Here is a 24,182-nt window from a genome sequence, read left to right on the forward strand (position 1 = left end):
CCCATCGGCGAGAATCCCTCGCACACGACGGCATCACCGCCGTCTCGGCGTCACGCCACCGAGCCGCGAACACCCGGGCTAAGCGGCGCTTAAGCGTGCCTTAAGGCGCCGCCGCGAGGATGAGTTCACCGCTCGATCCGACACAGCAGAAAGAAGGAGATGTGATTATGGGCGTTCGCATACGAGGCCTGCGCGGCCAATTGATCGCAGCGCTGGTCGCCACGTCGACTGTCGTCGTGGCTGCCCCGGCGCTGGCGGAGGGCTCGTTCAACTCCACCGTCAGTGGCGTTCGGGTCGGCTTCGAGTCGCGCTCATGGGCGGACAGGAATGTCGACGGCGCCGCTACGAGAGCGAGGATCACAGCCTGCTCCGTCGGCGGTGTCGGGATCGGCATTTTCCGCGAACGTTTCGGACCTGACGCGCTAATTGCGCGCGGCTCCACCTGCGACGCCTACGTCAGCGGAGGCCGAGTTGCCAGCGGGAACTACCACTTCACCGTGGAGCGAATCGGAGGCTCGAACCTCAACGGGAACGTGCGTGTCGAATACTGAGCATCATGGCGTGCGCTCTCCGGGATCCGACTCGGAGAGCGCACGCCATGTCGACGAGTCGTCCGCGTCTTGGAATACGGTAGCCCTACGCGACGTGGACTACGGTTACCGTCGGAACCCCGGTGTGTTGAGGGACCTGTCCTGGGCTGTGCCGCCCGGTTCACGGACCGTGCTCCTTGGTCCTAATGGTGCTGGCAAGAGCACGCTGATGAAGATCCTCGCCGGCGTGCTCGACCCAGTGCAAGGCTCTGTCGCTGCGACTGTTGGCGGACGTGGCATATCGGGTCGTGCCCGACGCAAGGTCGTTGCATGGATGCCTCAAGACGTTGTTCCCGTCCCGGGTCTCACTGTGCTCGAGCAGGTGACCTACGCTGGGTGGCTTTCGGGACTCACCACCTCAGAAGCATCGCGGCGGGCGCCGCATGCACTAGAACAGGTCCGTCTAAACGACCTGGCGCAACGTCGCGCCGATCAGATCTCTGGTGGCCAACTGCGTCGACTGGGATTGGCCGAGGTCTTGGTTCGCGATTCCAGCGTCCTGCTTCTCGATGAACCTACGGCGGGCCTGGACCCGGCACAGCGATTGGCTTTCCGGCAGTTGCTGCAAACTTGCCCTCGAACGCTGGTGGTGTCGACGCACCAGCTGGACGACATCGACACGGTCTTCGATCGGGTCGTCATGCTAGTAGCGGGCCGAATCCGCTTCGACGGCACCACGTCTGAGTTCTTTTCAATTGCAGGCGAGCGCGGAGGTGCCGACGCTGAGGCCGTGTTCGCCGCCTTCGTGGGTGACGGGTCACATTGAAACTTAGTACATCGGTCAGATGGTCAAGCGCGCTGCTGCTCATTCCGGCAATCGCCGCCTCGACGCTGTGGGTGGGTTTGTCCAACACGGCGTTCCTCGATGAGAATCCGACTCGCCGGGCGACAGAAGGGCTCTTCGCGCTCGTCTTGATCGGACCAGTGATGGGCGGCTGGGCGGCTTGGAAGGCCGGTGCCCTGCGGAAGCACCTGGCGGCGCAAGCGTGGCTGCGTTCGCCCGGGAGAGCGCTAGGGCGGGCACTGAGCCCGGGCGCGGCCTTGGGGGTCGCTGCGTACTTCGTCACCGCTGCGGCGGTGACCGGAGTTGGTCCCAACCGGCTAACGATTTTCCTGTTCGGCTGGGCCGCCCTTGCCGTCCTGGCCAGCGTCGCCCTTGGCGCCTTGCTCGCCATGGTGCTGCGCCGGGCGATCGCAGCACCGACCGCGATGGTGGCGTTGTTCGCTTGGTTTGCGTTGCCTCTCGGGTCCCTGTCCCCGTGGCTGCGGGGGTCCAACACCGCATCGGCGATGGGCACCTGCTGCACCATGGAGCAGCAGATCGCCGGTTCGACAATATTCGCGTCGTCATTCGTTTCCCTCACCACCATCGTGATGAGCGCTCTGCTCCTCAGCCGGCAGCGGTCGCGGTCCGTTTGGGCGGTCGGACTTGTCGGCACTCTAGGCGTTGCGGCGACCGGATCGTGGATCATGACGCGGGACGCTGATGCCTCGGGTCTGTCGGAGCGCTCGCAGCAGCCGGTGTGCGAGCACCTGGACGAGACGTCTGTATGTGTTTGGCCGGAACATACCTCAGCGTTGCGCGCAACCTTAATGTTGGTCGAAGAAGTCAGATCGCAACTCGGGCCGTTCGGAGTAGCAGTTCCGAACCACTGGAGCGAGTCGTCGATCCTACCAGCCGCAGCGGCCTTTATCACGGTTCCTGATGCGTCGACAGAAATCGATCGCCGATTCACTATCTCCCTGTCGATCATCGACGAGTTGGACTGCGCCCGCGAGGATGCCGCCTTGACGGCATTTGTCTCGCTCCACGCCGGAGTGCCGATCGACGACCTGCGATTGCGGATAGAACCTTCTGCAGTCGACCGAGCAAGTGGATTGTTGGGCCTTCCTGCGGACCAGCAACGAGCTTGGTTCGACGCCAGGGCCAAGGATGCCGGATGCCGATGATAGGGCTTGGCATCTACTTCGAGGCCCGGCGAGTTTGGGCCACGATACTGACGATCTGCATCTTGATGGTGGTTGCATCGCTTCTGTCCGGGCGGTTCGTGGAGGTCCCAGCGGTCCTTGGTGGTGGATCTGCCGCCATGCCGGTAGTGGTCGTACTGCTTCCCGTCGCATTGTCGTCCCTGCTGGCGTTTGCGATGTCTTCCCGAACGCATTTGAGGGAGCAATCCGCGTATCGTCGGGTTGATGCTTGGGACGCGTCCTTCCTCGCCGGGGCAACATGCCTCGTATCTGCGGTGTCTGGGGCGCTAGGGGCTGCAGGTTTGCTGGTACACCCGCTGTGGTTCGCGCGCAATTGCCTTCTCCTTGTCGGCATTTTTGCGACTGTACTTGCCTTCAGGTCGCCCGCAGCGGCGTCGGTCTCCTGCGCTGCGGTCGTGCTCTTCACCAGCACGTACGGCCCGCGCAATCCAGGCGCGGAGTACATCCGCGTGCTTCAAAACGCTCCAACAGGCGTCACTTCGATGTTTGCGGTTGCCGTGCTTGTTTGCGGTCTGGTCCTACTCACCGCGAGCGAACAGCTTAGAAGCCTGCTGACCAGCTCGATGTTACGGGGTGAATTGCATTAGAAATGGTCGCTCGTCGGGGTCGAGCTGTGGTTCGTCAAACACAACGTCGGACGTCCGATGCGAAATGGACGACTTGGCGCAGGCCGCGTCCGGGATCTTCACGACCGACGAATCCCGAGGACGAAGGCCAACATCGACCACATCGTGTCTCGGCGGCAGGCGCGTTCGTCATCGACGCCAAGCACTACGAGGGTTGCGGGCCCCAGCTCCGCGTGCAAGGCGCGCTCTTCCGACCCCGCGTCGAGAAGCGCTTGGTAGTTACGAGCAATCACACGGAACTCGTCGACGGCGTGCACAAGCAGGTCGTCCTGGTTTGCGCCGCCCTGGACGCCGCCGGACACTCGGACGTGCCGTGCCGCGGAGTGCTCTGCTTCGTCGAGGCCAAGTGGCCGCTGCTCGGCGGGTCCTTCGTCATCGACGGCGTTCACCCTGGTGCGTCCGAGGACGCTGGCCAAGACCCTGACCAGTCCAGGTCCACTGGATGAGGCGATGACGGAGCAGGTGCACCGCGCCCTCCCGTCCGGCCTGACCGTCGATCAGTCGCTTGCACCGACATCGGCGGGCCTCCAGTCGTGCGGGACCTGACCTCAGCGGCGATCTCTTCCGCTCGACCCTCCGTCAACCTCTCCCCGCCGTGCCGCACGCAAATCGTGTCGAGGTCGGCGTCCTCCACCTGGACATCGTGCGGGAACTGAACCGGGAACTTGCTCATTGCTACCTTCCGTCACGGCCACAGCATGTCCCACGATCTCACGGCGTCCCAGATCGTGCCGGGACCGGGCGAGTACCGCGATCGCCTCAACTCCACGAGCGGACTCCAACGCGCTCGCGCCCGTCGTCGACCTTCGCTAGTGCCGAAACACGCACCGGTTCGACAGCACTCCACGACTTCGTCAGCGCCTCGGCCGGTGTCCTGTGCAGCTGGCCGCGGGGACGGATCCGATCTGGCCGGCGTCGAGAACGCACACGGCAACGAGACCCGGCTGCGTGCCGGCCGACGAGCACCTATCCCAGGAATCGATCGCGAGCAGGGCGGCTCCCGGGTATCGAACCTTCTCAACCCGTCGGGACCCCTCGGAACCCGTCTGGAACCGTCTGGTCCTGTTGGTAGCGGGAATCGAAGCCGCTGGAGGCGTGCCGGCCCACGCGTGTCGAAGCCGTGAACAGCGGTGTTAGTCCCTTCATGACGGTTCCGGTGAGGCTCGACAGGGCCGTCACGTTGACACGGTCAACAGCCGTGGCGGCCCCCTAAACCGTAGTCGAGGCTTGCTCCCGCCTACCGCCCGCACCCGGGCTCCTGCATGTGCGCTCACCGCGTCGGGTCGACAACAGCCTAGTGAAGTGACACCCGTGGGCCGGACACCTCCAGACTCGGCAGAAGCCAGGCAGGGAGGGGCGGATGGGTCGCGTGAGCGGGCACCCGGAGGAGTTCCGGGCGCAGGCGGCGTCGCTGGTCGTTGACGGCGGTCGAGGGGTGCGGGACGTCCCCGTGAGCCCGGGGGCGCCGCCGGCGGTAAGCCGCGATTAGCTGCCTTGCTCGGACGCATCCACTCCGACGTCGCCGAGCACTATGGTGGAATCTATTCCATCGATTGTTTCGCGATGGCGTGCGCCGCCGTCGATGGCTTGCCAAGCCGTCGACGAGGTCCAATACCCGTGAGCAATAAGGACCCGAGCAATTTCGTCCTCGACGGTAGCAGCATCGGTGAGTCGTACCATTCGCCACCCGTTGGCCGCAGCCCACGCGTTCTTGATGCCATCACGCCGCTGTACGCCTGCCAGCATCGCATGCGCCTCGTCGTGCGTGATCCCTCCCCACCGGACGGGGATACGGTGCTGTTCACCATCGAATTCGATCAGCACCCTTGCGCGCAGAAGCGCGAAGTCGAAAGCCAACGGCCTCAAGTCGCGGCAAGTGTGATCACGCCATTGGTGTTCGAAATCGATGGCCAGACCGGTAAGGACCCGATAGATCGCCACCTCGCCTTTCGATGTTGAACATTTAGGGCACCCACTACCGCCCAGATGGACCTGAGGAAGTTGTTCGAAGGGACCGTGAGTGGCGCAGCCAATCGCGACCTTTGTATACGCATTTTGGTATTCGGTAGCGGAGTAATCGTACAAGTCTCCATGAATAGTACGGGCACGCCCAATGAACTGGACGGAAGTGCCCGACATGACCAGTCGACGGACTTCCACAGCGCAGGCAGGGCAGCCGCTTCCATTCAGATGGCTAGCAGGAGTCTGCTGAAACTCGCCGTGCTCTCGGCAAGCGATTGTGGTTTTTATGTGAGAACCCACCCAAGTAGCCTTGGAGTAGTCGAAGCGGCCGGCATGGACAGCGAAGGCTCGGTCGAGGAAGGCGTCGAGGCTGCCCGCGCGCGCCAGAGATATCCGGTTGAAGCCGCACTGTGGGCACCCTCTGCCGCTCAGATGCGAGTTTGGCGTTTGACCGAACGGGCCGTGCTTCCTGCAAATGATTGTAACCTTCGACTGACTCCCGAGATAATCGACGAGCGAGTAGTCGAAGGTGCCTCCGTGCACACTGACGGCCTTGAGGACGAAAGATACCGTAGTGTCGGCGTTGGCGATCCCGATTGCTTCCCGCCCGCAATTCGGGCAGCCGACACCCGACAAGTGACTACTTGGCACCTGCTGAAACGAGCCGTGCTGAACGCACCTGATCGTCACCTTGACTTGGCTCTTAACGTATTTCACCTCGGAGTAGTCATAGACTCGGCCGTGAATACGTTCCGCTTTGGCGATGAACGACTGCTTCGTATCGGCGAGGGCACGTGTTATCGCTTCTTGGCCGCAGTCCGGACAGCCGCTGCCGCTCAAGTGTTGATTTGGTGTCTGGCGGAACATTCCGTGCCTCGGGCATTCGATAGCGACCTTTTGCTGCGCGGTCACATACAGTACGTGCCTATATTCGTAAGCCGCACCATGAATCCGATGAGCCTTGGCAACAAACTCCTCAGTTGAGCTCGTCTGATTTGCTGTGCGCTTCTCGACGCCGCAGTCTGGGCATCCTGTGCCCCTTAGGTGACTGCTCGGCACCTGCCAGAAGAACCCGTGCCTGAAGCAGCCGATCTGTACCTTGCGGGCACTCGTTACATACGCGGTCCTCGAGTAGTCATAGGATTCACCATGCGTCTCGATTGCCTGCTCAATAAACTCGACGGTCGAGCCGCGCCGAAGAAGACCACGTTCGCAATCGGCGCACTTTGGACACCCCGTTCCCAACATGTGGCTATCCGGGGTCTGCGAAAATTCCCCGTGTTCGGCGCAGACAATCGTCACTTTTGTTTTGGTGTTTATATACTCCGCGCGCGCATAGTCGTAGCGTGCGCCGTGGACCTCCCTCGCCCTCTCCACGAACCGTTCGCCGGTCAGCCGTACTCGCCCCCCGCACTGCGCGCAGCCTTGACCGTGAAGGTGTTTAGCTGGTGTCTGCTCGAACTTTCCGTGCTCGGCACAAGTGATTGCAACTTTGGTTTGACTGTTGACGTAATCGACTTCCGAATAGTCGTACCTGTCACCATGCGTGAGGCGAGCTTTCGAGACAAACTCTAGGGCCGTGTACCTATCTGCCATGGTTGTCTTTCTCCCCGTAAGCGCTCGCCGGTCCGCGAAACACACTTGCACGGACCTGCACGGTGCACTAGAGGCGTGCAGCCTTGTGGATTCATTACTTTCAGCGTCAGCGCGGAGAAGACATCGAGTCTGTGGCGTCCGCACGCGCCGGCGGCCACGCTATATGCCAGCAAGATTCGGTCGGGAACCTTGCCGGCCCATCGGCGGTTGCCGCAACGACCGCGCGCGGCAGCCGCCTGCGCCGTGCTGAGTGGGTGAGCTAGCTTCAGTTTCCGAATGCTGCCGCGATCTGCGGATCGCTGTCAGCGGCCTTGATCGCTCGGCTGAGGTTCGGGCGGTCGGTGTGCAAGGACCGAGCGAGCTCTGCGACAGAGCTGCCGTCGGAGTCGTAGAACCTAAGCAACCGCGAGAAGCCAGCCAGGCCGAACTTGAGTGAATGTCGAGCCTGGTCCAGGGCTGCGTCGGCCGCTTCTCGCATGAGCCAAGCCTGGGCAATCTTCACTGCCATAGGGTTTAGCGGCTCGATGTCCGGCGTCTCAATACCGGCCGCCAGCTTGTCGTCTGTGCCCCCAAACTCATGGGCGAGGGCGTTGACCCATTCCGCGTATTTCGCGTATGCGTCGAGCACGTCGTAGGTGTGAGTAATCTCGATCGCGCCATCGGCACGGGTTCGGAAAATCTTCGACTCCTTAGCGCCAACTTCTTCCGGGATCAGTGCGACGATCCTGTCTCGCCAGCCCGCAAAGCGCCTCGCCGCCCCGTTTTTAAGGCTCTGCGCGAGGAAGAGCCGCCGGGCGTCTGCTTTGACATCCGTCTCACTGGCGTTTACGAACCGGTAGACCCGAGGCGTCCCAACGGGCGTCCAGTCGAAGTCTTCCGAGACCTCGATCGCGCCGCTGTAAAGTACCTGCTCGCCGGTGGGTAGTGTCCAGGCCATAACTGTGCCGCGGTCGGATATATACCGCGCGATGACTTGATGGTCATCGTCCGTCTCCGTGACAGGCAGCCCAGCAGCGGCAGACGAATCGTCAGCAGCGACGGCGTGGCGGAGTGCAAGAACCGCTGCGAGGGCCCGATGGTGTGTCATGGGTACACGCTACACACCTGGGCTCAGCCGGCGACCAAGTTTCGCGCTGCACGAAGCGCGTTCACTCGATCGGGTTGCTCGTTGGCCGGGTTCTCGGACACCCTCGTGCGCGACGCGTCCTCGAGGCGCAGTCCTCGCAGCGATGCTGCTGCTCGAGCCCCTCACATCAGTCGACCCTCATGGCCGCTAAACATGCTTGGTCACCGCACGGACCAATCCGCAAGCGAACGCTCGCCCGCGGCCCCTGATGGTTCGTGCGCGGCGCGCCAGCACAGGGCAATATTCCCGTCGATGTCGCTCCCCGGTTGCCCGCCGACCGAGACGTGCGGGCGCCAGCGCGCAGTCCTCCTCCTCATGGCGTCGGCGTCCGCGCACGCGGCCGCGGCCTCGTGGTGCGAACCCCGCTGTACTGCCAACGTCGGCTGAATCTCGACCAGGTGGCGACGGATGAAAACTGACCACCCTGCCCTCAGTCGCCGGTCGCGGGGGTGCGGCCGAGGTCTCGGTTCTTGAGTCGGTAGGAGTCGCCTTTGAGAGCGATGACGTCGGCGTGATGGACGAGCCGGTGGGGCTGCGCGGCTCCCACGAACGCGCAGAGCGTGGAGATGAGCCGCATCTCCTCGACGTCGCGGCCGCGGCTGTCGAGTAGTTGCTCGGTGCAGGCGAGGTAGGCCAGGCATCGGGCCCTGCTGATCGCGACGTTGAGCCGCTGCCGCCAGAAGAGGAACTCAGTGTTGCGGGGCATGTCGGCGGCGCTGGAGGTCGCCATGCTGAAGAAGACGACTGCCGCCTCACGTCCCTGGAACTTGTCCACCGATCCGACTGCCACGCCTCGCGTGCGTGGGTCCGCGTCGAGGCGCTGGCGGAGCAGGTCCTTCTGGTCGTTGTTCGGCGCAACTACCAGGACGTCCGCTACGCGTAGCGGCTCCGTGACGCCGTGCTGGTCGACCCAGGGCGCGCCGAGCAGCCGGGTGATCTCGGCGTGCACCAGGTCGGCCTCCTCGGCCGCGTGCGTTGAGCGGCCGACGTGGTCCGCCCGCAGCCAGCGCAGGCCCGTCCCGAAATCGGTGTCCTGCTGACCGCAGGTGGTATGGCTGCTGAGCCTGCCTTCGTAGATGCGCTCGGAGATGAATCGGCAGATGTCGGGGTGCATGCGCCGGGTCTCACTGAGGAAGACGCCGCGGTCCTCCGGCATAGTCACCTCGTCGCCGAGGAGGTGCTCAAGCGCGCTGCGGCCGCTCGTTCCTGGGTGCGCCGCTTGGGCGACCTGCGGTAGCTGTAGTGGGTCGCCGAGCAGAAGGAGGTTGTGCCGGCGACCAGCGCGAACGTGGGGGCCGCCGCGGCCCTGTTGGCACTCACGTGCGCGACCTCGCCGGATGTCCAGGTCGCCGGGCCGCCCTTCTTGACCGCGTGCAGGTCTTCGAGCTCGTCGAGGTCGCGGTAGACCTCGACCACTGCTTCGAGCAGGTTGTCGATGGCGTGGTGGCTGAAGGCGGTGATGCCGACCCGCTTGCCTGCCTGCAGCAGCGCGCGGATCTGTCGGGCTGCGCGGTAGGTCTTGCCTGTGCCCGGTGGTCCCTGGACCGCGACGCAGGTGCCATCCAGCGCGGCGGTCCAGCCGAGCATCGCGTCGAGGTCGTCCGTGAATATCCCGCCAGCCGGTCCGCGGCCGGGCAGAAAGCGCGGCAGCTCGCCGCGCAGCAGCGCCAGCGCGACGGGGTTGGCTGCGACGGCTGGGTTCAGCACAGCATCGGCGAGTGCGGACAGGGCGGCCGGCTTGGGCCGCGGTGTGAACCAGCTGTCGTGAGCGACGACCGCTGGAAATACGCCTTGCTTCTGCAGACCCGTGGACCACACCAGGTCCAGCTCCCCGGCCGCAACATCGAGTCGCGCGATGTCCGCGAATGCAGGCGGCCCGTCCACCACCGGGAACAGAACCTTGTCCTCGAGGGCGCACTCCTGTGGTGGGAAGCGGAAGCGCATCAGCGGCCTGATCGGCTTGCCATTCTTGCCCAGCCGCTCGACCTGGCCTACGAGTTTCAGGTCCGCCAGCACCGTCGGCTCAGCAAGCAGGTCCTCCGTGTCTCCCTCGCACGCCACGAGCCGGGGTGCGAGGTACGCCTTCCACTCTCGGCGCCAGTACCCGAGCAGGTCGCCGAGCAGGTGCTCCGGCGTCCCGGAGCCGTAGGCATGCAGTGCCTCCACCCTGGCGTCGAGCTCGGGGAGGTCGTCAGCCGGGTCGAGTACGGCCGGACGCCACGGTAGGTCGGCTGGCCGGTGCTGCACCAGCCAGTCGCGCACAGCACGAGTCGCTCGGACGTCGTCCTCGTTGTAGGCCGCGATCGCGTCGAGCGCGTCCTGCGCCCCGTCGCACATCCAGCGCTCGTACTCCAGGACCGCGCCGGCGCCGGCGTCCACGTCGTGGCCGCGCTCGTAGCCCGTCAGTCGTTCGACCGCCTTGAGCCCGTAGGACTCGGCGCCGATCTGCACCGCGTTGCGCACGACCGGGAGCAGGTCGACGAAGGCGCCAGTCTCGACCAGGGCCGTGAGCGCCACCTGCGCGACTCCGTGGTCCTCCACCAGCGCTTCGAGCGACGACCGCTCGGTGTGGTTGTAATGGTAGACGTGCATCCCTGGGTGCCGCTGGCGCCGCTCAGCCAGGTGCTCGACCAGTTCAGCCGTCCACTCACCCTCCTCCGCCTCGTGGTGCGCCCACCAGCGCAGGTACTCCCAAGTGCCGTCCGCGCACTGCTGGATGAGCCCGAACAAGAAGAACAGGCCGCGGTCGGCGCGCCAGAAGGGGTGACCCTCGAAGTCGAGGAACACGTCGCCGGGGTCGGGTTCGGGAAGTTGCGCGAACCCGTGCCCGAACACGGGGTCCTCGCCCGCCTGCACCAGAGAAAAGGGCGGCGGCAGTGCCTCGTCCTGCGCGCGCGCCTGGCGCTGCAGCCTCGCCTGGGCAACGAGCCGGCTCTGGCGCTGCTCCGGCACGCCGGGCACCTGGGCAGTGCAGGAGGCGAGGGCGTCCAGGGTCGCCACACCGGCGTCGTGTAGCACCATGCGGTCCGCGCAGCTCAACCCCGCGACGTAGACCAGCGAGTCCCCGCTACGCCAGCGCGCGTCGCAGACACCGGCGAAGTCGCAGAACGCGCAGTGTGCACAGGGCTCGGGCACCGCCGCGCTCGTCGAGACCTCAAGTTCCAGCGTGCGAGCGAGCCCGCTGCACAGTCGCTGCCAGTAGGCGTCGAAATCGGCTACCAACAGCGTCTCCAGATCACCTGACCCGAGCCACAGGTGCATGCGCTCGGGCAGCGTGCCGGTGGCCGCGGCGATCGCCTCGGCGTAGAAGGAAAGTTGCAGCACGTGCCCAGGTTTCGCTTCCTTGCGGGCGAGCTTGGCGTCGACCGGCTCGACCGTGACGGCCCCGTGCCCTGCTTCCTGCCGTAGCAGGAAGTCAGCGACACCGCGGATGCCGTTGTGGACCATGGGGAACTGGTACCGGACGTCCCAGTCGGTGGCGTGCAGCAGCGGCCCGACTCGCTTCGCCCAGGTGCTGAACGACTCACGGTCCCCGCGCGCCGGGGCCTCAACAACGCGCAGTCCCCGTGCTCGGTACGTCGCGAGCACTGCGGCTTCGTGCAACAGACCCTTGTCCGTCAGAAGCTGGGCGAACGAGCCTTGGCCCAGAGACGGTGCAGCCTGTATCCCGGCTTCGACCTGGTGCTTCAGGTCTAGGTAGGCAGCGCAGTCGAGCCAAGCAGTGATCTTGGACGGGGTGAGATGGCGCTCGGCCATGCTGGGTGCCCCACAGGTGCTGGTTCTGGGACTGGGACGGGCTGTGCACGCGCCGGGGGTCAGGTTGGCACACGGACCGTGTCCCGGGCCCGAATCCGTCAACAGCGCGTTGTATGCGCTAGCCGCCGCGCACGCGGCGGCGAGCACCTTCGCGTCGCGCACCTATCCAGCGACCGCCGACGCCTCCGCGAACAGGCTCGCCGGCATCTCGTGCTGCAGGCGCCACGTGAACGCGATGGGTTGCTCACCACGATGGGAGACGTACGTCGCAGGGCCGAGGAACACGTATGGCGCGGTCCCGACGTCGCTGTGCCTCGTCGCCCGCGAGAACAGCAGCACGTGCGTCCCACGCTCGCGGTGGTGGATATAGCGCTGGCCGGTCGGCGACGCCTCCTTGGTGACCGACTGGCTCTCCCAGTGGAAGAGCTGCGGGCTGATGGCGTAATCGCGGTAAAGCGTCGTCGGCGAGTAGGCGGTCTCCGTCTTCTGCAGCGTTACGAAGAAGGCGTCGGCCTGCCAGGGCTCCGAGAACAGCACTCCCTCGCGAAATGAGTTGGGCTTCCGTTCGAGACTGGCGTAGTCGAGGGCCGCGAGAATTTCCTCGCGCTGGTACCGGGCGTGGACCCGCAGCGGGTTGGTCGCAGAGGTGCCGATGGCCGGCCGGGTGAGGTGCTCGGCGTTGTCGAGCGCGCACCTGATCACCTCGTCGAGCTCATCGCGGGCGGCGCGCTCCGCCCGTAGTGCATCGAAGCCGTCGTCGTAGGAGGAGAAGGCGCCGCCGTCGGGCCACAGCGAGAAGAAGAGCATCCGCGCCCATGTCTGCTGGTCGGCGGTGAGGTCGCCGTATGCCGGCGCGTCGTCCGCCAGGAGCGCTCGGTAGCGACGAGCCCGCTCCGGATCGTCAACATGGGCCAATGCCCGCACCCGTCGGCGCAGGGCGTCGTCGCGCGGCCCCGCGTCGCGTACAGGGAGCCCGGCCTCCCGCCGCAGCCGGGCCCAGCCGCGGTCGCCGCGGCTGGTCGTTGCCACGACGTCAGCCAGTTCGAGGCCCGACTCGTCAAGGAATCGCGAGAGCGGGACGTCACCGGCCGCGCGCAGCTCCTCGATGACTCGCGCGCGTCGGCTGCCGATCTGCTGGCGCAGCGCGGCCAGGACCGCCTGCTGCGTGAACCGGTCCAGCACGATGTGCGAGCCGGACGGGAGGAAGGGGAAACCGTCCTGAACGTCGCGTTCGAGCCGCCCACGCGTCGCACCGGTGAGAGCCCGGAACCGCGCGTCGAGCCGGAACTCCTTGCGCTGATGCCCGACGAAATCCAGCGCGGTGAGCACAGCCTTGTCGTCGGCATGGCGCAGACCACGACCGAGCTGCTGGAGGAAGACGGTCGCGCTCTCGGTGGGGCGCAGGAACAGCACCGTGTCGACGTCGGGCAGGTCGACGCCCTCGTTGTAGAGGTCGGCCGTGAAGATGACGTTAATCATCCGGCTCGTCAGGTCGCGCAGCGCCTGTGCCCGCTCCGCGGCGGGTGTCTGACCGCTCACCGCCCGCGCGGGCAGCCCGGCCTCGGTGAACACGCGCGCCATGTACTCGGCGTGCGCCACGCCGACGCAGAAGCCGAGCGCGCGCATGGCGTGGGGGTCTGAGAACTTGTCCCGCACCTCGCGCAGGACGATGCGGGCGCGCGCGTCGTTGCCTGTGTAGAGGTTGGCGAGGCCCGCCTCGTCGTAGCGACCGCGCTTCCACTCGATCGCGGAGAGATCGGTGCCATCGGAGACGCCGAAGTAGTGGAACGGCACGAGGAGGTCAGCCTCCAGCGCGTCCCAAAGCCGGAGCTCGGCCGCCGTCCGACCCTCGAAGAGCTGGCGCACGTCAAAGCCGTCGCTGCGCTCGGGCGTCGCGGTGAGGCCGAGCAGCTCCTGCGGTTGGAGATGGTCGAGGATGCGGCGGTACGTCGGCGCGTCGGCGTGGTGGAACTCGTCGAAAACGACGACGTCGTAGGCATCTGCAGCGATGGACCGGACGTCGCGCGCGCTCAGCGCCTGTACTGAGGCGAAGACGTGTGTCCAAGCGCTGGGCACGAGGCCGCCGACCCACAGCTCACCGAAGTTCGCGTCGGCAAGCACCTCTCGGTAGGTGCGCAGCGCCTGGTCGAGGATTTCCCTGCGGTGGGCGAGGAAGAGCAGCCGCAGAGCACTCGGCGGACGCCCGGCAAGGAGCTGCTTGTAGTCGAGTGCCGCGACGACGGTCTTGCCTGTTCCCGTCGCGGCTACGAGCAGGTTGCGGTGGCGACCGTGGACCCCACGCTCGACCTGCAGGGCCTCGAGCATCTCGGCCTGGTGCTGGTACGGGCGCACCTCGAGTCCTGAGAGGGAGACGTTAACCCGGTCGGACGTGGTGCGACCCGACGCCTCAGCGAGCGCGTCGTCGAGGCGCTGCGCGTCGGTGTCCGGGTCGTACAACTCGTAAGTCGGGTCGTTCCAGTAGGTGTCGAAGACTGCTTCGAACTTCTGAGTGAGCGCCGGCGTCGCGACGCGCGAGAGGCGCACGTTCCACTCGAGGCCGTCGAGCATGGCCGACCGCGACAGGTTCGAGGACCCGACGTATGCAGTGTCGAAACCGGAGCCGCGCCGGAACAGCCACGCCTTGGCGTGCAGCCGAGTGCGGCGGATGTCGTACTGCACCTTGACCTCGGCACCGAACTCGCGGACAAGGCGGTCGAGCGCCTCACGTTCCGTGGCACCCATGTAGGTGCTGGTGATGACGCGGAGCGGGACGCCGCGCGCTCGCCGAGCCTCGAGCTCCTTCTCGAGCAGGCGCAGGCCGTACCACTTCACGAAGGCGCACAGGAGAGAGACGTCATCCGCCGACCCGAGCTCAGCCTTGATCTCAGCGCCGAGTGACGGCTCCTGCGGCGCGTTCGTCATCAGCGCGACGTCGCCCAGCGGGGTCGACGGGCGCTCCACCGGGTAGGAGTGAACGCCGGGTGCCGCCGCGAGCGAGACCCGCAGGAGTTGCTCGACGGGCGAGTCGACGAGCTCGTCAGTCTCATCGACCAGAGTCAGGACGTTGTTGGCCAGGTCGAGCCGGCGCTGCGGGTCGCGGGTCTGCACCAGCGCCCGGGTAAGAGCGGCCCCGACGTGCCGGGCGAGGACCTGGACCGCGACGGTGTCGTCGAGCCGTTCGGTCGTCACCTCTCGGTCAGCCAGCTCGTCGAGGGCGGCCCGCAGGCGCGCGGTCACGACGCTCTCGTACAACCCGTCCTGCATGCCCATCTCCCACCCGTCGACGGCGTCAGCTTGGCACGCCCCGCCGACACAATCTGCCGGCCACACTCACTTCACCCGAACGCGAGCGGCTGCCACCTGCAGACATGTCGCCGCGTCGTCGCGGGCGCGCCGTCCACGATGCGCTTCGTGCACCACACGTTTGGGTAAGTTCCACGCCATGCGATCGGGGACGCTGTTGGTGGGGTTCTTCAGGTCTTGACCGGGGATCCGCTGACGCAGTTGCCGCCGCCCCCTTTATGTCACCGATATCGCGGCGACGTCGCGCGCCGTGATACCGGAGCGCGAGAAGTTCATCACGCCGCTGGTTGCGTTGGGCGCAGTCCTGCACGGCGAGTTCACCCAGTTGGGCCTGAACGGCGCGGACGTCAATGTGCTGGGATCCGGCCATGGTGTCCACCGCGACAACGACGGACGCGCCGGTCCTCGACGGGCCTAGCGACGGCCAGTCGAACCGGCGCCGCGTGCACCCGGATACAACCAGCGCGCAAGTGTTCGCCCGCGACACGCGCCTGCCACTCGGCTCCCCGCTGGTCCACCTCGAGCGCGGGCAAGCCGACGCCGTTCGCGGCGCGGTGCGCGCCGGGCACCTGGTGTGCCCGATCGCTGGCTGCCCCGACCCGTCGTTCGTCGTGCGCGGTAAGACCCGGCGCGACCACTTCGCCCACCGGCCCGGCGCCGTCAGGCACGCCCCAGAGACCATCGCCCACCACACCGCCAAGAACCTGATCGGGGCATGGCTGCGCACCGAGCTCCCCGGCGCCGTCGTGCACGTCGACGACCAGGACATCGAGAACGGACAACGTCCCGACGTCCTGCTGACCCTTCCCGGCGGACGCCGTTTCGCCTACGAGGTCCAGTTCGCCCACCTCACGCCCGACGACTGGCAGCACCGCCACGACGGGTACGCCGCCGCCGGCATCCGCGACGTGTGGCTGTTCGGTGGTCACCGATACGACCACCCCACACGGGCTAAGCACCGCCTGGACGGCGAAGTTCATCTGCACTCGATCTTCGCGTCCGTGCTCGCGACCGGACACCCGATGCTCTTGATCAACCCTGCAGAGCAGACCGTCGCTCTGGGCGCCGGCCCCGGAGTCGAGGAGCACCTGGCCGCTCGAGGCGTCGCCCCGCCCACCGGGTGGCACCACGCGCACGTCCACCAGCGCTGGGTCCTGGACCAGCTACGCGCGCCCGGCGGGGTCATCGACGTCCCCGGCACCCGCCGCCAGCTGGAGCGGGCCGCCGCAGACCATGCTGACTGGGCCACGCGGGCTGCGGCCCGCCGTGCCGAGCAGGCCGCTGCCGAGCGGGCCTTCGCCGAAGCTCAAGCTCGCCGCGAGCTCGTGCTCGCCGGTGCTCGCAACCTCGCCGCCCACATGGCGGAACGCGAGCTGCAGTGGGCTGACGAGCGGGCCGCCGCCGAGGCGGCGTACGGCCGACTGCCAAGCGTGGTCGACGCCACCGGCACAGAAGCCGAACTGACGCTGAGGACCGCGCCGTCCCAGTGGCGATGGCGAGTCCTACACGCGCTGTGCCAGGAGGGCACCGCGCACACCGACGCCAGCACTCTCGTGCACCTCATGGAGCCCACCAGCGGCACCACACAAGGCACACACGAGCTGCTCACCACGTACCTTCGGACGCTGCGTCGCGCCGGGTGGGTGTGGTTCTGGGGTGTGCACACCCCAGACAAAGAACCGGTGCATCCCCTGACCCGCGTTGGCCAGCGACCCGCGGCCGAACCCACCGCCAAGGCGCTCCAGCCGCGTGGACGCTCCGGTCGAGTCAAGGGCCCACCACCGCAACGTCACTCCCCCACTCCCGCCCGCGCCAGCGCGAAAGCGGCATCCGGGACTGGCAGGGGCACCCCGGCGCTGGCGGTGCGCCGGCAAGCCGCGGCCTCCATGCAGGCGCCACCCCGCACGTCCTGGCAGCCGTCCCTGCTGCCAGGACGAACCCCGCCCGCTCGGCTCCGGCGGCGAGCCGACGTCATCGACCAACACCCCGAGTACGCACAGTGGGCCGCAACCCAGGATTGGGCCTGGCTCCAGGCGGCCGTCGAACATCACCTGCTCAACGACGCCCGGCTCCTGGTGTACCTCGCATGCCACCTGTCACAGTCCGGGCCCGTGCACACGCTCCACCTGACCGACGTCAGCGACGACGACTTCCACACACTCCTCGGCGCGCTGCAGCGCGCGGGCTACCTCGACGTCGAGGAGTACGCCGCCGGCCACCGCAGGTGGCGCGCCCACTGAGCAGCAGGCAGTTGGCATCCTTCGGTTGTCTCTTCGCTCTAAGCGGGGCGGATCTCGGCACATGACCGCTCAAGAGGTCACAGCGCTCCGGCTCTTGCAGTCCGTCTGGGTCTGTCGCAGTCGGGCCTGAAGACCGCGGCGGGGCGGCGCCCCTTACCGCCCGCACCCCTTGACGGATGCTGTGAACGACGTTCACACTGTGCTCAGTCGTCCGGTGTGGATGCCGTTCAAACTACTTGGAGATCGTGGACATCGAGCTGGTTGGGCTTGCCGAGGTCGCAGCACTCGCCAACACGAAGACGACCGTCGTCTCGAACTGGCGAAAGCGTGACCGACACTTCCCTGCGCCCGTTAGCGAGCTACGCAGCGGGCCGGTGTTCGACCGCGATGCCATCGTCAAGTACTTGCGAAGGAGAGGCCGTCCGATGGCCCATGTCATCTCGACCATCAACCTCAAGGGTGGGGTCGGCAAGACCACCACAACCGTCGCCCTGGCCGAGATGCTGTCAGGGGAGTTCGGGAAGCGGGTGCTGGTGGTCGACCTGGACCCGCAGACCAACGCGACCACGGTTCTGATCGGTGAGCAGAGATGGCGTGATCTGAACGACGCCGGACACACTCTCGCAACACTATTTACGGATGCGCTGGCCGGAGACAGCGAGGCGCCGAAGTTCGACCTGGAGAAGTCGCTGCAGCGATCGGCCTCGCCGGTCCAAGCCGTGCGCACGGTGGACTTGCTGCCGTCGTCCCTGGATCTGATCGACGTGCAGGACCGGCTGGGAACGCTGCCTCCCGGCCGGTTCTTCTCCAACAATCCAACCGACCTGCTACGTCGAGCGATCAGGCCGATACTCGACCAGTACGACTACGTCCTGATCGACTGCCCACCCAACCTCGGGATTGTCACTCTGAACGGGTTGCGGATCTCCGACGGTTACATCATCCCCACCATCCCAGACGTCCTCTCGACGTACGGGATCCCCCAGATCCAGTCCCGGGTGAAGGCGTTCGCCGACAGCCTCGCTGAGTCGATCGCCGAGGTCGGCATCGTCATCACCAAGTACCGCAAGGGCACCAACGTCCACGAGACCACGATCGACCGCCTCGAAGACGACCCGAACCTCCCGGCCGTCTTCGAAACCCGTATCCCCGAGGGGAACGCGATCGCCGCTTCGGTGGAGCACACCGCCATCTCGACCCTCAGGCAGAAGTACGCCTATCAGGGCGGCTTCGAAGCGTTCCGCGACCTGACCGAGGAGTTCATCGACGCCGTGGAGGATCTCGCGTGAGCGCGCCCACCGTCTCGGACGTCGGAGCTGCGGCACAGCGACTTGCCGATGCACTACTCGCTCTCGGTGAGAACCGCCCGGAGCTAGCAGTCGGCCTCGCAGACATCACGACATCCGTGGTCGCAGAAGCTGCACGCACGCCGCGCTTCGCAAACGCCATCCAGACAGCTCTCGCGAGCCCTCCTCCCTCAGTCCCTTCCTCGACATCCCGGCGCCCCAGACGGCGCGCAACAGGAGCCATCGACCCCTTCGCGGTGTACGCGCAAGGCGGCGAAGCGGGCCTTCGCGACCAGCTTGACGGGCTCGACTTGGAACAACTGCGCGACATCGTGGCCCAGTACGGAATGGACCACGACCGACTCGCGATGAAGTGGAAGGACGCCGGACGGGTCATCGACCGGATCGTGGAGAAGGTCACCACCCGCTCTGCGAAGGGGTCGGCGTTCCGCGACGCCTGACCGCAGCGCCGGCCAACCGACGAGTCGGGCCGAGACTCGAGCTGGACCGACTCGGATGTCAGACGCCGCGGATTCGAAGACTCCCTCGCGCGTGTTCGGGGCGCCGCGCCCGATCCAGTGACCCGACGGCTGGTCTGGTCCGGGTTAGCCAGAAGGCGGGGAGTTGCTGCGGAGCCTCTAGGGTGACGTCGTGCCCCGCGCTAGCACTGTCGCCGTAGAGACCGCCATCCGCCACTGCCGTGCTCTCCAGTTGCGCACCGAACAGGGGGCGGCGTTCGACGCGCTGCTCGCGGCGTACAGGCTCCGGCGCCGCGGGCTCCCCGCCGAGATCAGCACCGCTACGGACGTCGTTGTCGAAATGTTCGGCCTTCTCCCGGATCGGCCTGAGCAGGGGCGTTGCTACCTGTTCAGGGACATGTGGGGGCCGCTCGAGGGCGCCGGCAGGAGCAGCGCGTGGAACATCGCCACCCGCCAGGAGCGGATGGCGACCAAGCTCTTCAACGAGTTTGACCGGCCGCACGGCGTGCGGGCGAACGATTTCCGTGGCGGGCCCCGCGCAGACGCCGCCGTCATCATGGGGAGCTTCCTGCGAGAGGCAAACAGGCCCGACCGTCGCCCCTCGTGGAGTGCGCTCGCCGCAGTTCTCCTGCGCAACACGTCCGTGGAGGACGAGGCGGCCGCCAGGGACGCGCTGCGCGACTACCTCGGTCGCTTGGACGGGGGCGCGGTGGTTCCCTTGTCCGAGGCGGAGCTCGACGCGTTTACAACGCGGGAACCGCTCGGCGTGCCGCTGCTTGCAGGCGCCCCCGCCGAGGAGTTCGCCCCGGACAAGTTGCCGGCGTCGCTGCTCCCAGGCGTTGGCGCGGTACAGCCGATGCAGGTCACCGAGGCAGTGGCCGGGACGTCGTACGACGTCGTTGGCGACGTCGTCGTTGACTCGCGCGTGGAGCGCATGCTCGAGACGGCTGTGCGCACCTACCGAGCAGTGCTCTTGGTGGGCCCTCCAGGAAGCGGCAAGAACACCTTGCTCAAGCGGCTGATCGCCCGAGCGCAGGACAATCCCGGACTTCTGGGGCTGAGCGCACCCCCACGGCTGCCCCTGACGAGGACCCCGGACGAGAGCTGGACCAGCTTCGAGCTGATCGGCGGCCACGCGCCCACGGCCGACGGGCTTCGCTATGGCTCTGGAGCGGTCCTCGATGCGATCGAAGCTGACCGATGGCTGCTGCTCGATGAGACCAACCGCGCCGACATGGACAAGATCTTCGGTGCGTTGCTCACGTGGCTCTCGATGGACCCGGTCGAACTCGGGACTCTGGGTCCGGGAAACCCGACGCGAGTGACTCTGGGATGGAACATCGAATCACAGGCGAGCACTGTCGAGCCGGCGGAAGGCTTGGCGGTCGAAGCGGGCCAGGCCGCGGAGGTGTCCTTCAACGCTGGGACCGACTGGCGCCTGCTGGGCACCTACAACCCGCAGGACGCTCAGAGGGTTTTCCGTTTCGGCGTCGCGCTGAGCCGGCGGTTTGCGATCGTGCCGGTCCCGCCCCTGAATCCGGACCAGTTCGTCACGCTGCTCGAGCGCCAGGAGGACGGCGCCGCGGCGCCGGTGCCGACCGGCCTCTTGCAGCGTGTCGCGGCTCTGTACCGCGCCCACTTCGAGGACCCCGCGACGCAGTTGGGGCCGGCGGTGTTCCTGCGGATGATCGAGTACGTGCTGTCCTCACACTGGCCCTCAGCGGCCGTCGGGGAGCGTGAACCGGCTGCTGAGGTAGAGGTGCCGCCGATCGGTGACGAGGCGCTTGACCTGGAGCCGCGTGCGGACGAGCAGGCCGCCGCATCGGCGCAAACATCGAGCGCGAGTGATGGCCAGCTGCTCGACGAGCTGCTGGCTGAGGCGTACCTCGTGCGGGTCGGCAAGTACCTCTCGACCTACGACACCGAGACGATCGAGCTCCTCGGCCAGAAGGTCACGGAGGGCTCCCCGGCGGCGCTGAGCCCGCGACAGTGGGCATGGGTCGTCGAGCACCGTGTCTATCTCGGCTGACCCGTACCCGGTTCCGACCGGTCGCCTTCGCGAGCTGCTCGGTGGCTGGAGCGGCCAGGGTTCGCTCAGTTCCACGCTCTGGGCTGACCTGGCGGCGGTCGAGGGCGAGGACGACACGCCCCTTGCTGAGCGCCAGTGGAGCGAGCGCGATGTCACCCGCCGAGCGCACCGGGTGCTGCTCGAGCGGCTGCAGCCACAGCTCGAGCGATGGCCGACACGCTTGCGCGACTGGAGCGAGGCGCTGCCCGCGGTGACGAACTCACAACGTGTGGTCTCCGCGCGGCCGCTACGTCCTACGGACTGGGCGCAGACCGCCCGCCGTCACGGGTGGCCACCGTCCACGTTCATCGGCCGGAGGCGAACGTCTCAGGCCGACGAGCTATTGGTGAGCACACTCCTTTGGACCCTCCCCCAGGTGCTCACCACCGTTCGTCACGCCACCGCGATTCTTCCGGGAGCCGACACAACGATTAAACTTCAGATGGCAGCGGCCGCGCGCCTACTCGAGGTCTACGTCGGAGACGACGAAGCACCCGAGCCGGCGCCGGCAGACCTTGCTGCCGTTGCTCGTGCGGGAAATCCATGGAACTTGCTGGCCCCGGTGAGCTCGACGTACCTGCGCTATCAGCACCACTTGGAGGATCTCGCCCTCGAGGTGATCTACCCCCTGGAAAGTCTGCGGTGGAGGCTCTTCCACATCGGCGTGCTCGGGGAGGTACTCGGGGCATTGCGGGACGAAGGTGCCGAGCTCCGGTGGCGCGCTCCCCTGTCCGCCACCGGCGGACGCCCCCAGTACCTCGCTCACTGGCCCGACGGGTCACCGCCTCTCGAGGTCTGGTTCGAAGCGGCCGGGGTATGGAGCCGTCACGCAAGCAGGTCGCCTTATCGAGATGCCCTTCGAGCGCTTGGGATGCAGCCAGGTGCGATCGGACCCGACATCCTCCTACTCGACGTCGTGGGACGTCGGGCGTTGGTGCTCGAGTGCAAGTTCGGCGACGCTCGCTACGTCGGCCGCAACGGCTACCTCCAGGCATTGGCCTACGCGAGCGAGCTCCGCGTCGACGTCGCTGACGAAATCTGGACGTACGTCGTCGGGCCGGACGGCGTCGTCACCGGCTCGAGCGATACGAGCCTTCACGGCCCGCACACCGCGCGGCGGGTCGGCGTCACCTCTCCTACGGCACTGCCCGACGTGGTGCGGGCGTTCCTCGGTTCCGGCACAGACCCGCGCACGTAGTCGTACGCGACCGTAACTACGCCTTCGCCGCCCGGGTGACCGAGACGTCGTCGTGGGAGGGCGCGCGGGAAGCGTGGTCTCCGTAGGCGCCGAAAGCGGTCGACTCGACCATGCCGATCAACTCTTCCGCCTGAGCAAGGTACTCCGGCGCGACGTCAATCCCCAAGAATCGGCGTCCGAGCGACCGGGCGGCTACGCCGCTCGTACCGCTGCCCACAAAAGGATCGAGGACGACGTCGCCCGCGTTGGTCGTCAGGCCGATGCACCGCGCGGGCAGCGCCAGCGGGAACTGCGCGCCGTGTCCGCCGCCCTGTGAGGTGGCCAAATGCCAGACGTCCGAAAGCTTGTCGGTCTCCAGGAGAGTGTTGCGGCCGCCGAGCGTGGGCGGCAGCTGCCGGTAGGCGTCTCGGCTAAACCGGGGCGTGCGGTGCTTGGAAAGGTGGAGGACGTACTCCAAGCTTCGGCTCACCCGGGAGTTCTGCGGCTCAGGGGTAGTGTACGGCTTTGCCCAGGTGATGGTGCTCTTTACGTAGTACCCGAGGCGGCTGGCGCGCGCTGCAATTTGAGCAGGAATTTGGCACTGCTCGCCATCCTTGAGGTAGGCGTGGCCGGCGCTGTAGCGCCGGCTCTCGTGCTCTGCCCACGCTCGCTTGTCGTGCCCCTGCATCGCTCGCAGCGCCTCGGCGGCGTTGCCCCGGATCTGCGTGCGAGTGTTGAACGTGTCCATAACGTTCCACCAGATGCTGCCGTGGTCGGCAAGTGCAGGGATGAGCCGGTATAGCAACTCAGTGGTGTGGCGGACGAACCCTTCGGGCGTCTGCTCGTGTCCGTACGGACAAACTTCGCCGTCCGCCCAGGTGACAAAGTGCGACGCCTTGTAGACGCGCATGGCCCAGTACGGAGTCGAGGTGACGACACAGTCCACGCTCCCTGCGGGAATCCGAGGGATGAGGTCGAGTGCGTCACCCTCGAGGAGCTCGAAAGCCTCGCCGTCCTCCAGACTGATCGGGTCAGGCGAGGCTTCGACTCGCCCCGCAGCAGTTGCGAACAGGTAGTCGAGCACCTGGCTCCGCCGGACGAACGTCTCGGCATACGCGTCTTGGTCGAGGAGTTCTATGACTTGGCCAGCAGTGAGGGTGTTCACCGGAGCACCGAGCACTCGGCGGATGAACGTCTTCGACATCCCCACCACGCTCGCGACATCCTCGATCGCTACGCGTGTCGAGGAGTCGGCGTAGCGAGTCCGGTCCAGCCGGGCCACCGGCGTGACCGGCTTCACGTCGGGCAGAGACCTAGGCGGCGTGAGGCGGGTCACCGAGCCTCCCCCGGGCCCAGACGCTCGAGCTCAAGATCGTCTGGGACGCCGCTCGCTCCCTCTGTGACGGTGTTATCGGGAGTGGGCGGCATCGTGATCACATCGGTGCTGTCCAGCCAGCGGTACGACCACTCCGACCTCACCACGATCCGATCCGCCCAGGGGAAGTGGCTTGGCGCGAGGCTCTGGACCGCAGACTTGAGGGCCACTATCGCGGCGTCGATCCGAGCGCCCCGGATGTTCGCCCGGAGGCCCTCGGGCACATGAAGCTCGAACGACAACGTCAGGACGCGGTGGCTAGGCACGTCAGAACCCTATCTCGCGGAGATCTCTAGGTGTCCACGACATGCCGCTACGTGTCTGCTAAGTGACCAACAGCTTCCTCGTGGCCGCCCGCGTTGCCGACGATCGCCTTCGCACGTTCGATCGCCTCGGCCTGCGTGTCGGTGTGCGCGGACGCCCGCGAACCGCCGCCGGTGACCTTCCAGCCGCCGGCCGGGTCCGGGACACGTTCCTATCAGTAGCCACTGCTCGTGCCTCTCGCCCCGCGCGAAGCCCGGCCCCCCGCACCATGAGGGTGACAGGCGCCTCCCACATCTCACCTGCAAGTGGTGCGCTCTGGCGCTCACCCGGCCGGGGCACGTGCTC

General features: G+C 66.7%; 16 protein-coding genes and 1 pseudogene. 8 read left to right on the plus strand and 9 right to left on the minus strand.

Features of this window, described 5'->3' with window-relative positions:
- Window positions 1–119: 119 nt before the first annotated feature.
- The 3 genes from CAE01nite_RS10295 (at window position 120) to CAE01nite_RS10305 (ending at window position 2,540) form a co-directional block, all read left to right on the plus strand.
- On the plus strand, window positions 120–551 hold the full coding sequence (locus tag CAE01nite_RS10295; protein ID WP_146903657.1) for a hypothetical protein: 432 nt from the start codon (window positions 120–122) through the stop codon (window positions 549–551).
- A gap of 124 nt (window positions 552–675) precedes the next feature.
- Window positions 676–1,356 (plus strand): ABC transporter ATP-binding protein, encoded by a 681-nt coding sequence (locus CAE01nite_RS10300; RefSeq protein ID WP_281285594.1) that lies wholly within the window; start codon window positions 676–678, stop codon window positions 1,354–1,356.
- 71 nt (window positions 1,357–1,427) lie between these two features.
- Complete coding sequence (locus CAE01nite_RS10305; RefSeq protein ID WP_146903663.1) at window positions 1,428–2,540, plus strand: DUF7224 domain-containing protein; 1,113 nt, start codon at window positions 1,428–1,430, stop codon at window positions 2,538–2,540.
- 724 nt (window positions 2,541–3,264) lie between these two features.
- Here the strand turns inward: CAE01nite_RS10305 and CAE01nite_RS10310 are convergent.
- The 6 genes from CAE01nite_RS10310 to CAE01nite_RS10330 all read right to left on the minus strand — a co-directional run bounded on the left by CAE01nite_RS10310 (window position 3,265) and on the right by CAE01nite_RS10330 (window position 14,909).
- A complete protein-coding gene (locus CAE01nite_RS10310) occupies window positions 3,265–3,594 on the minus strand; it encodes a hypothetical protein (protein WP_146903665.1) in 330 nt (109 codons plus the stop codon).
- Window positions 3,595–4,690: 1,096 nt separating this feature from the next.
- On the minus strand, window positions 4,691–6,763 hold the full coding sequence (locus tag CAE01nite_RS10315; protein ID WP_146903668.1) for a DUF723 domain-containing protein: 2,073 nt from the start codon (window positions 6,761–6,763) through the stop codon (window positions 4,691–4,693).
- Between the two features lie 265 nt (window positions 6,764–7,028).
- Complete coding sequence (locus CAE01nite_RS10320) at window positions 7,029–7,850, minus strand: hypothetical protein (protein ID WP_146903670.1); 822 nt, start codon at window positions 7,848–7,850, stop codon at window positions 7,029–7,031.
- Between the two features lie 469 nt (window positions 7,851–8,319).
- Window positions 8,320–9,045: a DEAD/DEAH box helicase gene (locus tag CAE01nite_RS18860; RefSeq protein ID WP_222595876.1), complete on the minus strand. Its 726-nt coding sequence runs from the start codon at window positions 9,043–9,045 to the stop codon at window positions 8,320–8,322.
- A gap of 2 nt (window positions 9,046–9,047) precedes the next feature.
- Window positions 9,048–11,645 (minus strand): TM0106 family RecB-like putative nuclease, encoded by a 2,598-nt coding sequence (locus CAE01nite_RS10325; RefSeq protein WP_222595877.1) that lies wholly within the window; start codon window positions 11,643–11,645, stop codon window positions 9,048–9,050.
- A 162-nt stretch (window positions 11,646–11,807) separates the two neighbouring features.
- On the minus strand, window positions 11,808–14,909 hold the full coding sequence (locus CAE01nite_RS10330) for a DEAD/DEAH box helicase (RefSeq protein ID WP_146903673.1): 3,102 nt from the start codon (window positions 14,907–14,909) through the stop codon (window positions 11,808–11,810).
- Between the two features lie 407 nt (window positions 14,910–15,316).
- On the opposite strand from CAE01nite_RS10330, the gene CAE01nite_RS10335 reads away from it, so the two are divergent.
- The 5 genes from CAE01nite_RS10335 (at window position 15,317) to CAE01nite_RS10355 (ending at window position 22,219) form a co-directional block, all read left to right on the plus strand.
- Window positions 15,317–17,188: a competence protein CoiA family protein gene (locus CAE01nite_RS10335; RefSeq protein WP_186816521.1), complete on the plus strand. Its 1,872-nt coding sequence runs from the start codon at window positions 15,317–15,319 to the stop codon at window positions 17,186–17,188.
- 245 nt (window positions 17,189–17,433) lie between these two features.
- A complete protein-coding gene (locus tag CAE01nite_RS10340) occupies window positions 17,434–18,477 on the plus strand; it encodes a ParA family protein (RefSeq protein ID WP_222595878.1) in 1,044 nt (347 codons plus the stop codon).
- Window positions 18,474–18,935 (plus strand): hypothetical protein, encoded by a 462-nt coding sequence (locus CAE01nite_RS10345; RefSeq protein ID WP_146903678.1) that lies wholly within the window; start codon window positions 18,474–18,476, stop codon window positions 18,933–18,935. The genes CAE01nite_RS10340 and CAE01nite_RS10345 overlap by 4 nt, the downstream gene beginning before the upstream one ends.
- Before the next feature lie 190 nt (window positions 18,936–19,125).
- A complete protein-coding gene (locus tag CAE01nite_RS10350) occupies window positions 19,126–20,982 on the plus strand; it encodes an AAA family ATPase (protein ID WP_146903682.1) in 1,857 nt (618 codons plus the stop codon).
- On the plus strand, window positions 20,966–22,219 hold the full coding sequence (locus tag CAE01nite_RS10355; protein WP_146903685.1) for a hypothetical protein: 1,254 nt from the start codon (window positions 20,966–20,968) through the stop codon (window positions 22,217–22,219). The genes CAE01nite_RS10350 and CAE01nite_RS10355 overlap by 17 nt, the downstream gene beginning before the upstream one ends.
- Window positions 22,220–22,235: 16 nt before the next feature.
- Here CAE01nite_RS10355 and CAE01nite_RS10360 read toward each other — a convergent pair whose 3' ends face one another.
- From CAE01nite_RS10360 to CAE01nite_RS18955, 3 genes and pseudogenes are all read right to left on the minus strand, one after another.
- A complete protein-coding gene (locus CAE01nite_RS10360; protein ID WP_246131132.1) occupies window positions 22,236–23,534 on the minus strand; it encodes a DNA-methyltransferase in 1,299 nt (432 codons plus the stop codon).
- On the minus strand, window positions 23,531–23,839 hold the full coding sequence (locus tag CAE01nite_RS10365; RefSeq protein ID WP_146903687.1) for a hypothetical protein: 309 nt from the start codon (window positions 23,837–23,839) through the stop codon (window positions 23,531–23,533). The genes CAE01nite_RS10360 and CAE01nite_RS10365 overlap by 4 nt, the downstream gene beginning before the upstream one ends.
- A 47-nt stretch (window positions 23,840–23,886) precedes the next feature.
- Window positions 23,887–24,030 (minus strand): annotated as a pseudogene (locus tag CAE01nite_RS18955) (DUF2188 domain-containing protein); the annotation flags it as partial.
- Between the last annotated feature and the right edge of the window lie 152 nt (window positions 24,031–24,182).

The organism is Cellulomonas aerilata (assembly GCF_007991755.1).
GTDB classification, from domain to species: Bacteria; Actinomycetota; Actinomycetes; order Actinomycetales; family Cellulomonadaceae; genus Pengzhenrongella; species Pengzhenrongella aerilata.

What these genes read in the sequence shown, in the direction of transcription:
- CAE01nite_RS10295 (WP_146903657.1), top strand. Translation starts at nt 120, where the DNA reads ATGAGTTCACCGCTCGATCCGACACAGCAGAAAGAAGGAGATGTGATT.
- CAE01nite_RS10315 (WP_146903668.1), bottom strand. Translation starts at nt 6,763, where the DNA reads ATGGCAGATAGGTACACGGCCCTAGAGTTTGTCTCGAAAGCTCGCCTC.
- CAE01nite_RS10320 (WP_146903670.1), bottom strand. Translation starts at nt 7,850, where the DNA reads ATGACACACCATCGGGCCCTCGCAGCGGTTCTTGCACTCCGCCACGCC.
- CAE01nite_RS18860 (WP_222595876.1), bottom strand. Translation starts at nt 9,045, where the DNA reads ATGCCGGAGGACCGCGGCGTCTTCCTCAGTGAGACCCGGCGCATGCAC.
- CAE01nite_RS10325 (WP_222595877.1), bottom strand. Translation starts at nt 11,645, where the DNA reads ATGGCCGAGCGCCATCTCACCCCGTCCAAGATCACTGCTTGGCTCGAC.
- CAE01nite_RS10330 (WP_146903673.1), bottom strand. Translation starts at nt 14,909, where the DNA reads ATGCAGGACGGGTTGTACGAGAGCGTCGTGACCGCGCGCCTGCGGGCC.
- CAE01nite_RS10335 (WP_186816521.1), top strand. Translation starts at nt 15,317, where the DNA reads ATGGTGTCCACCGCGACAACGACGGACGCGCCGGTCCTCGACGGGCCT.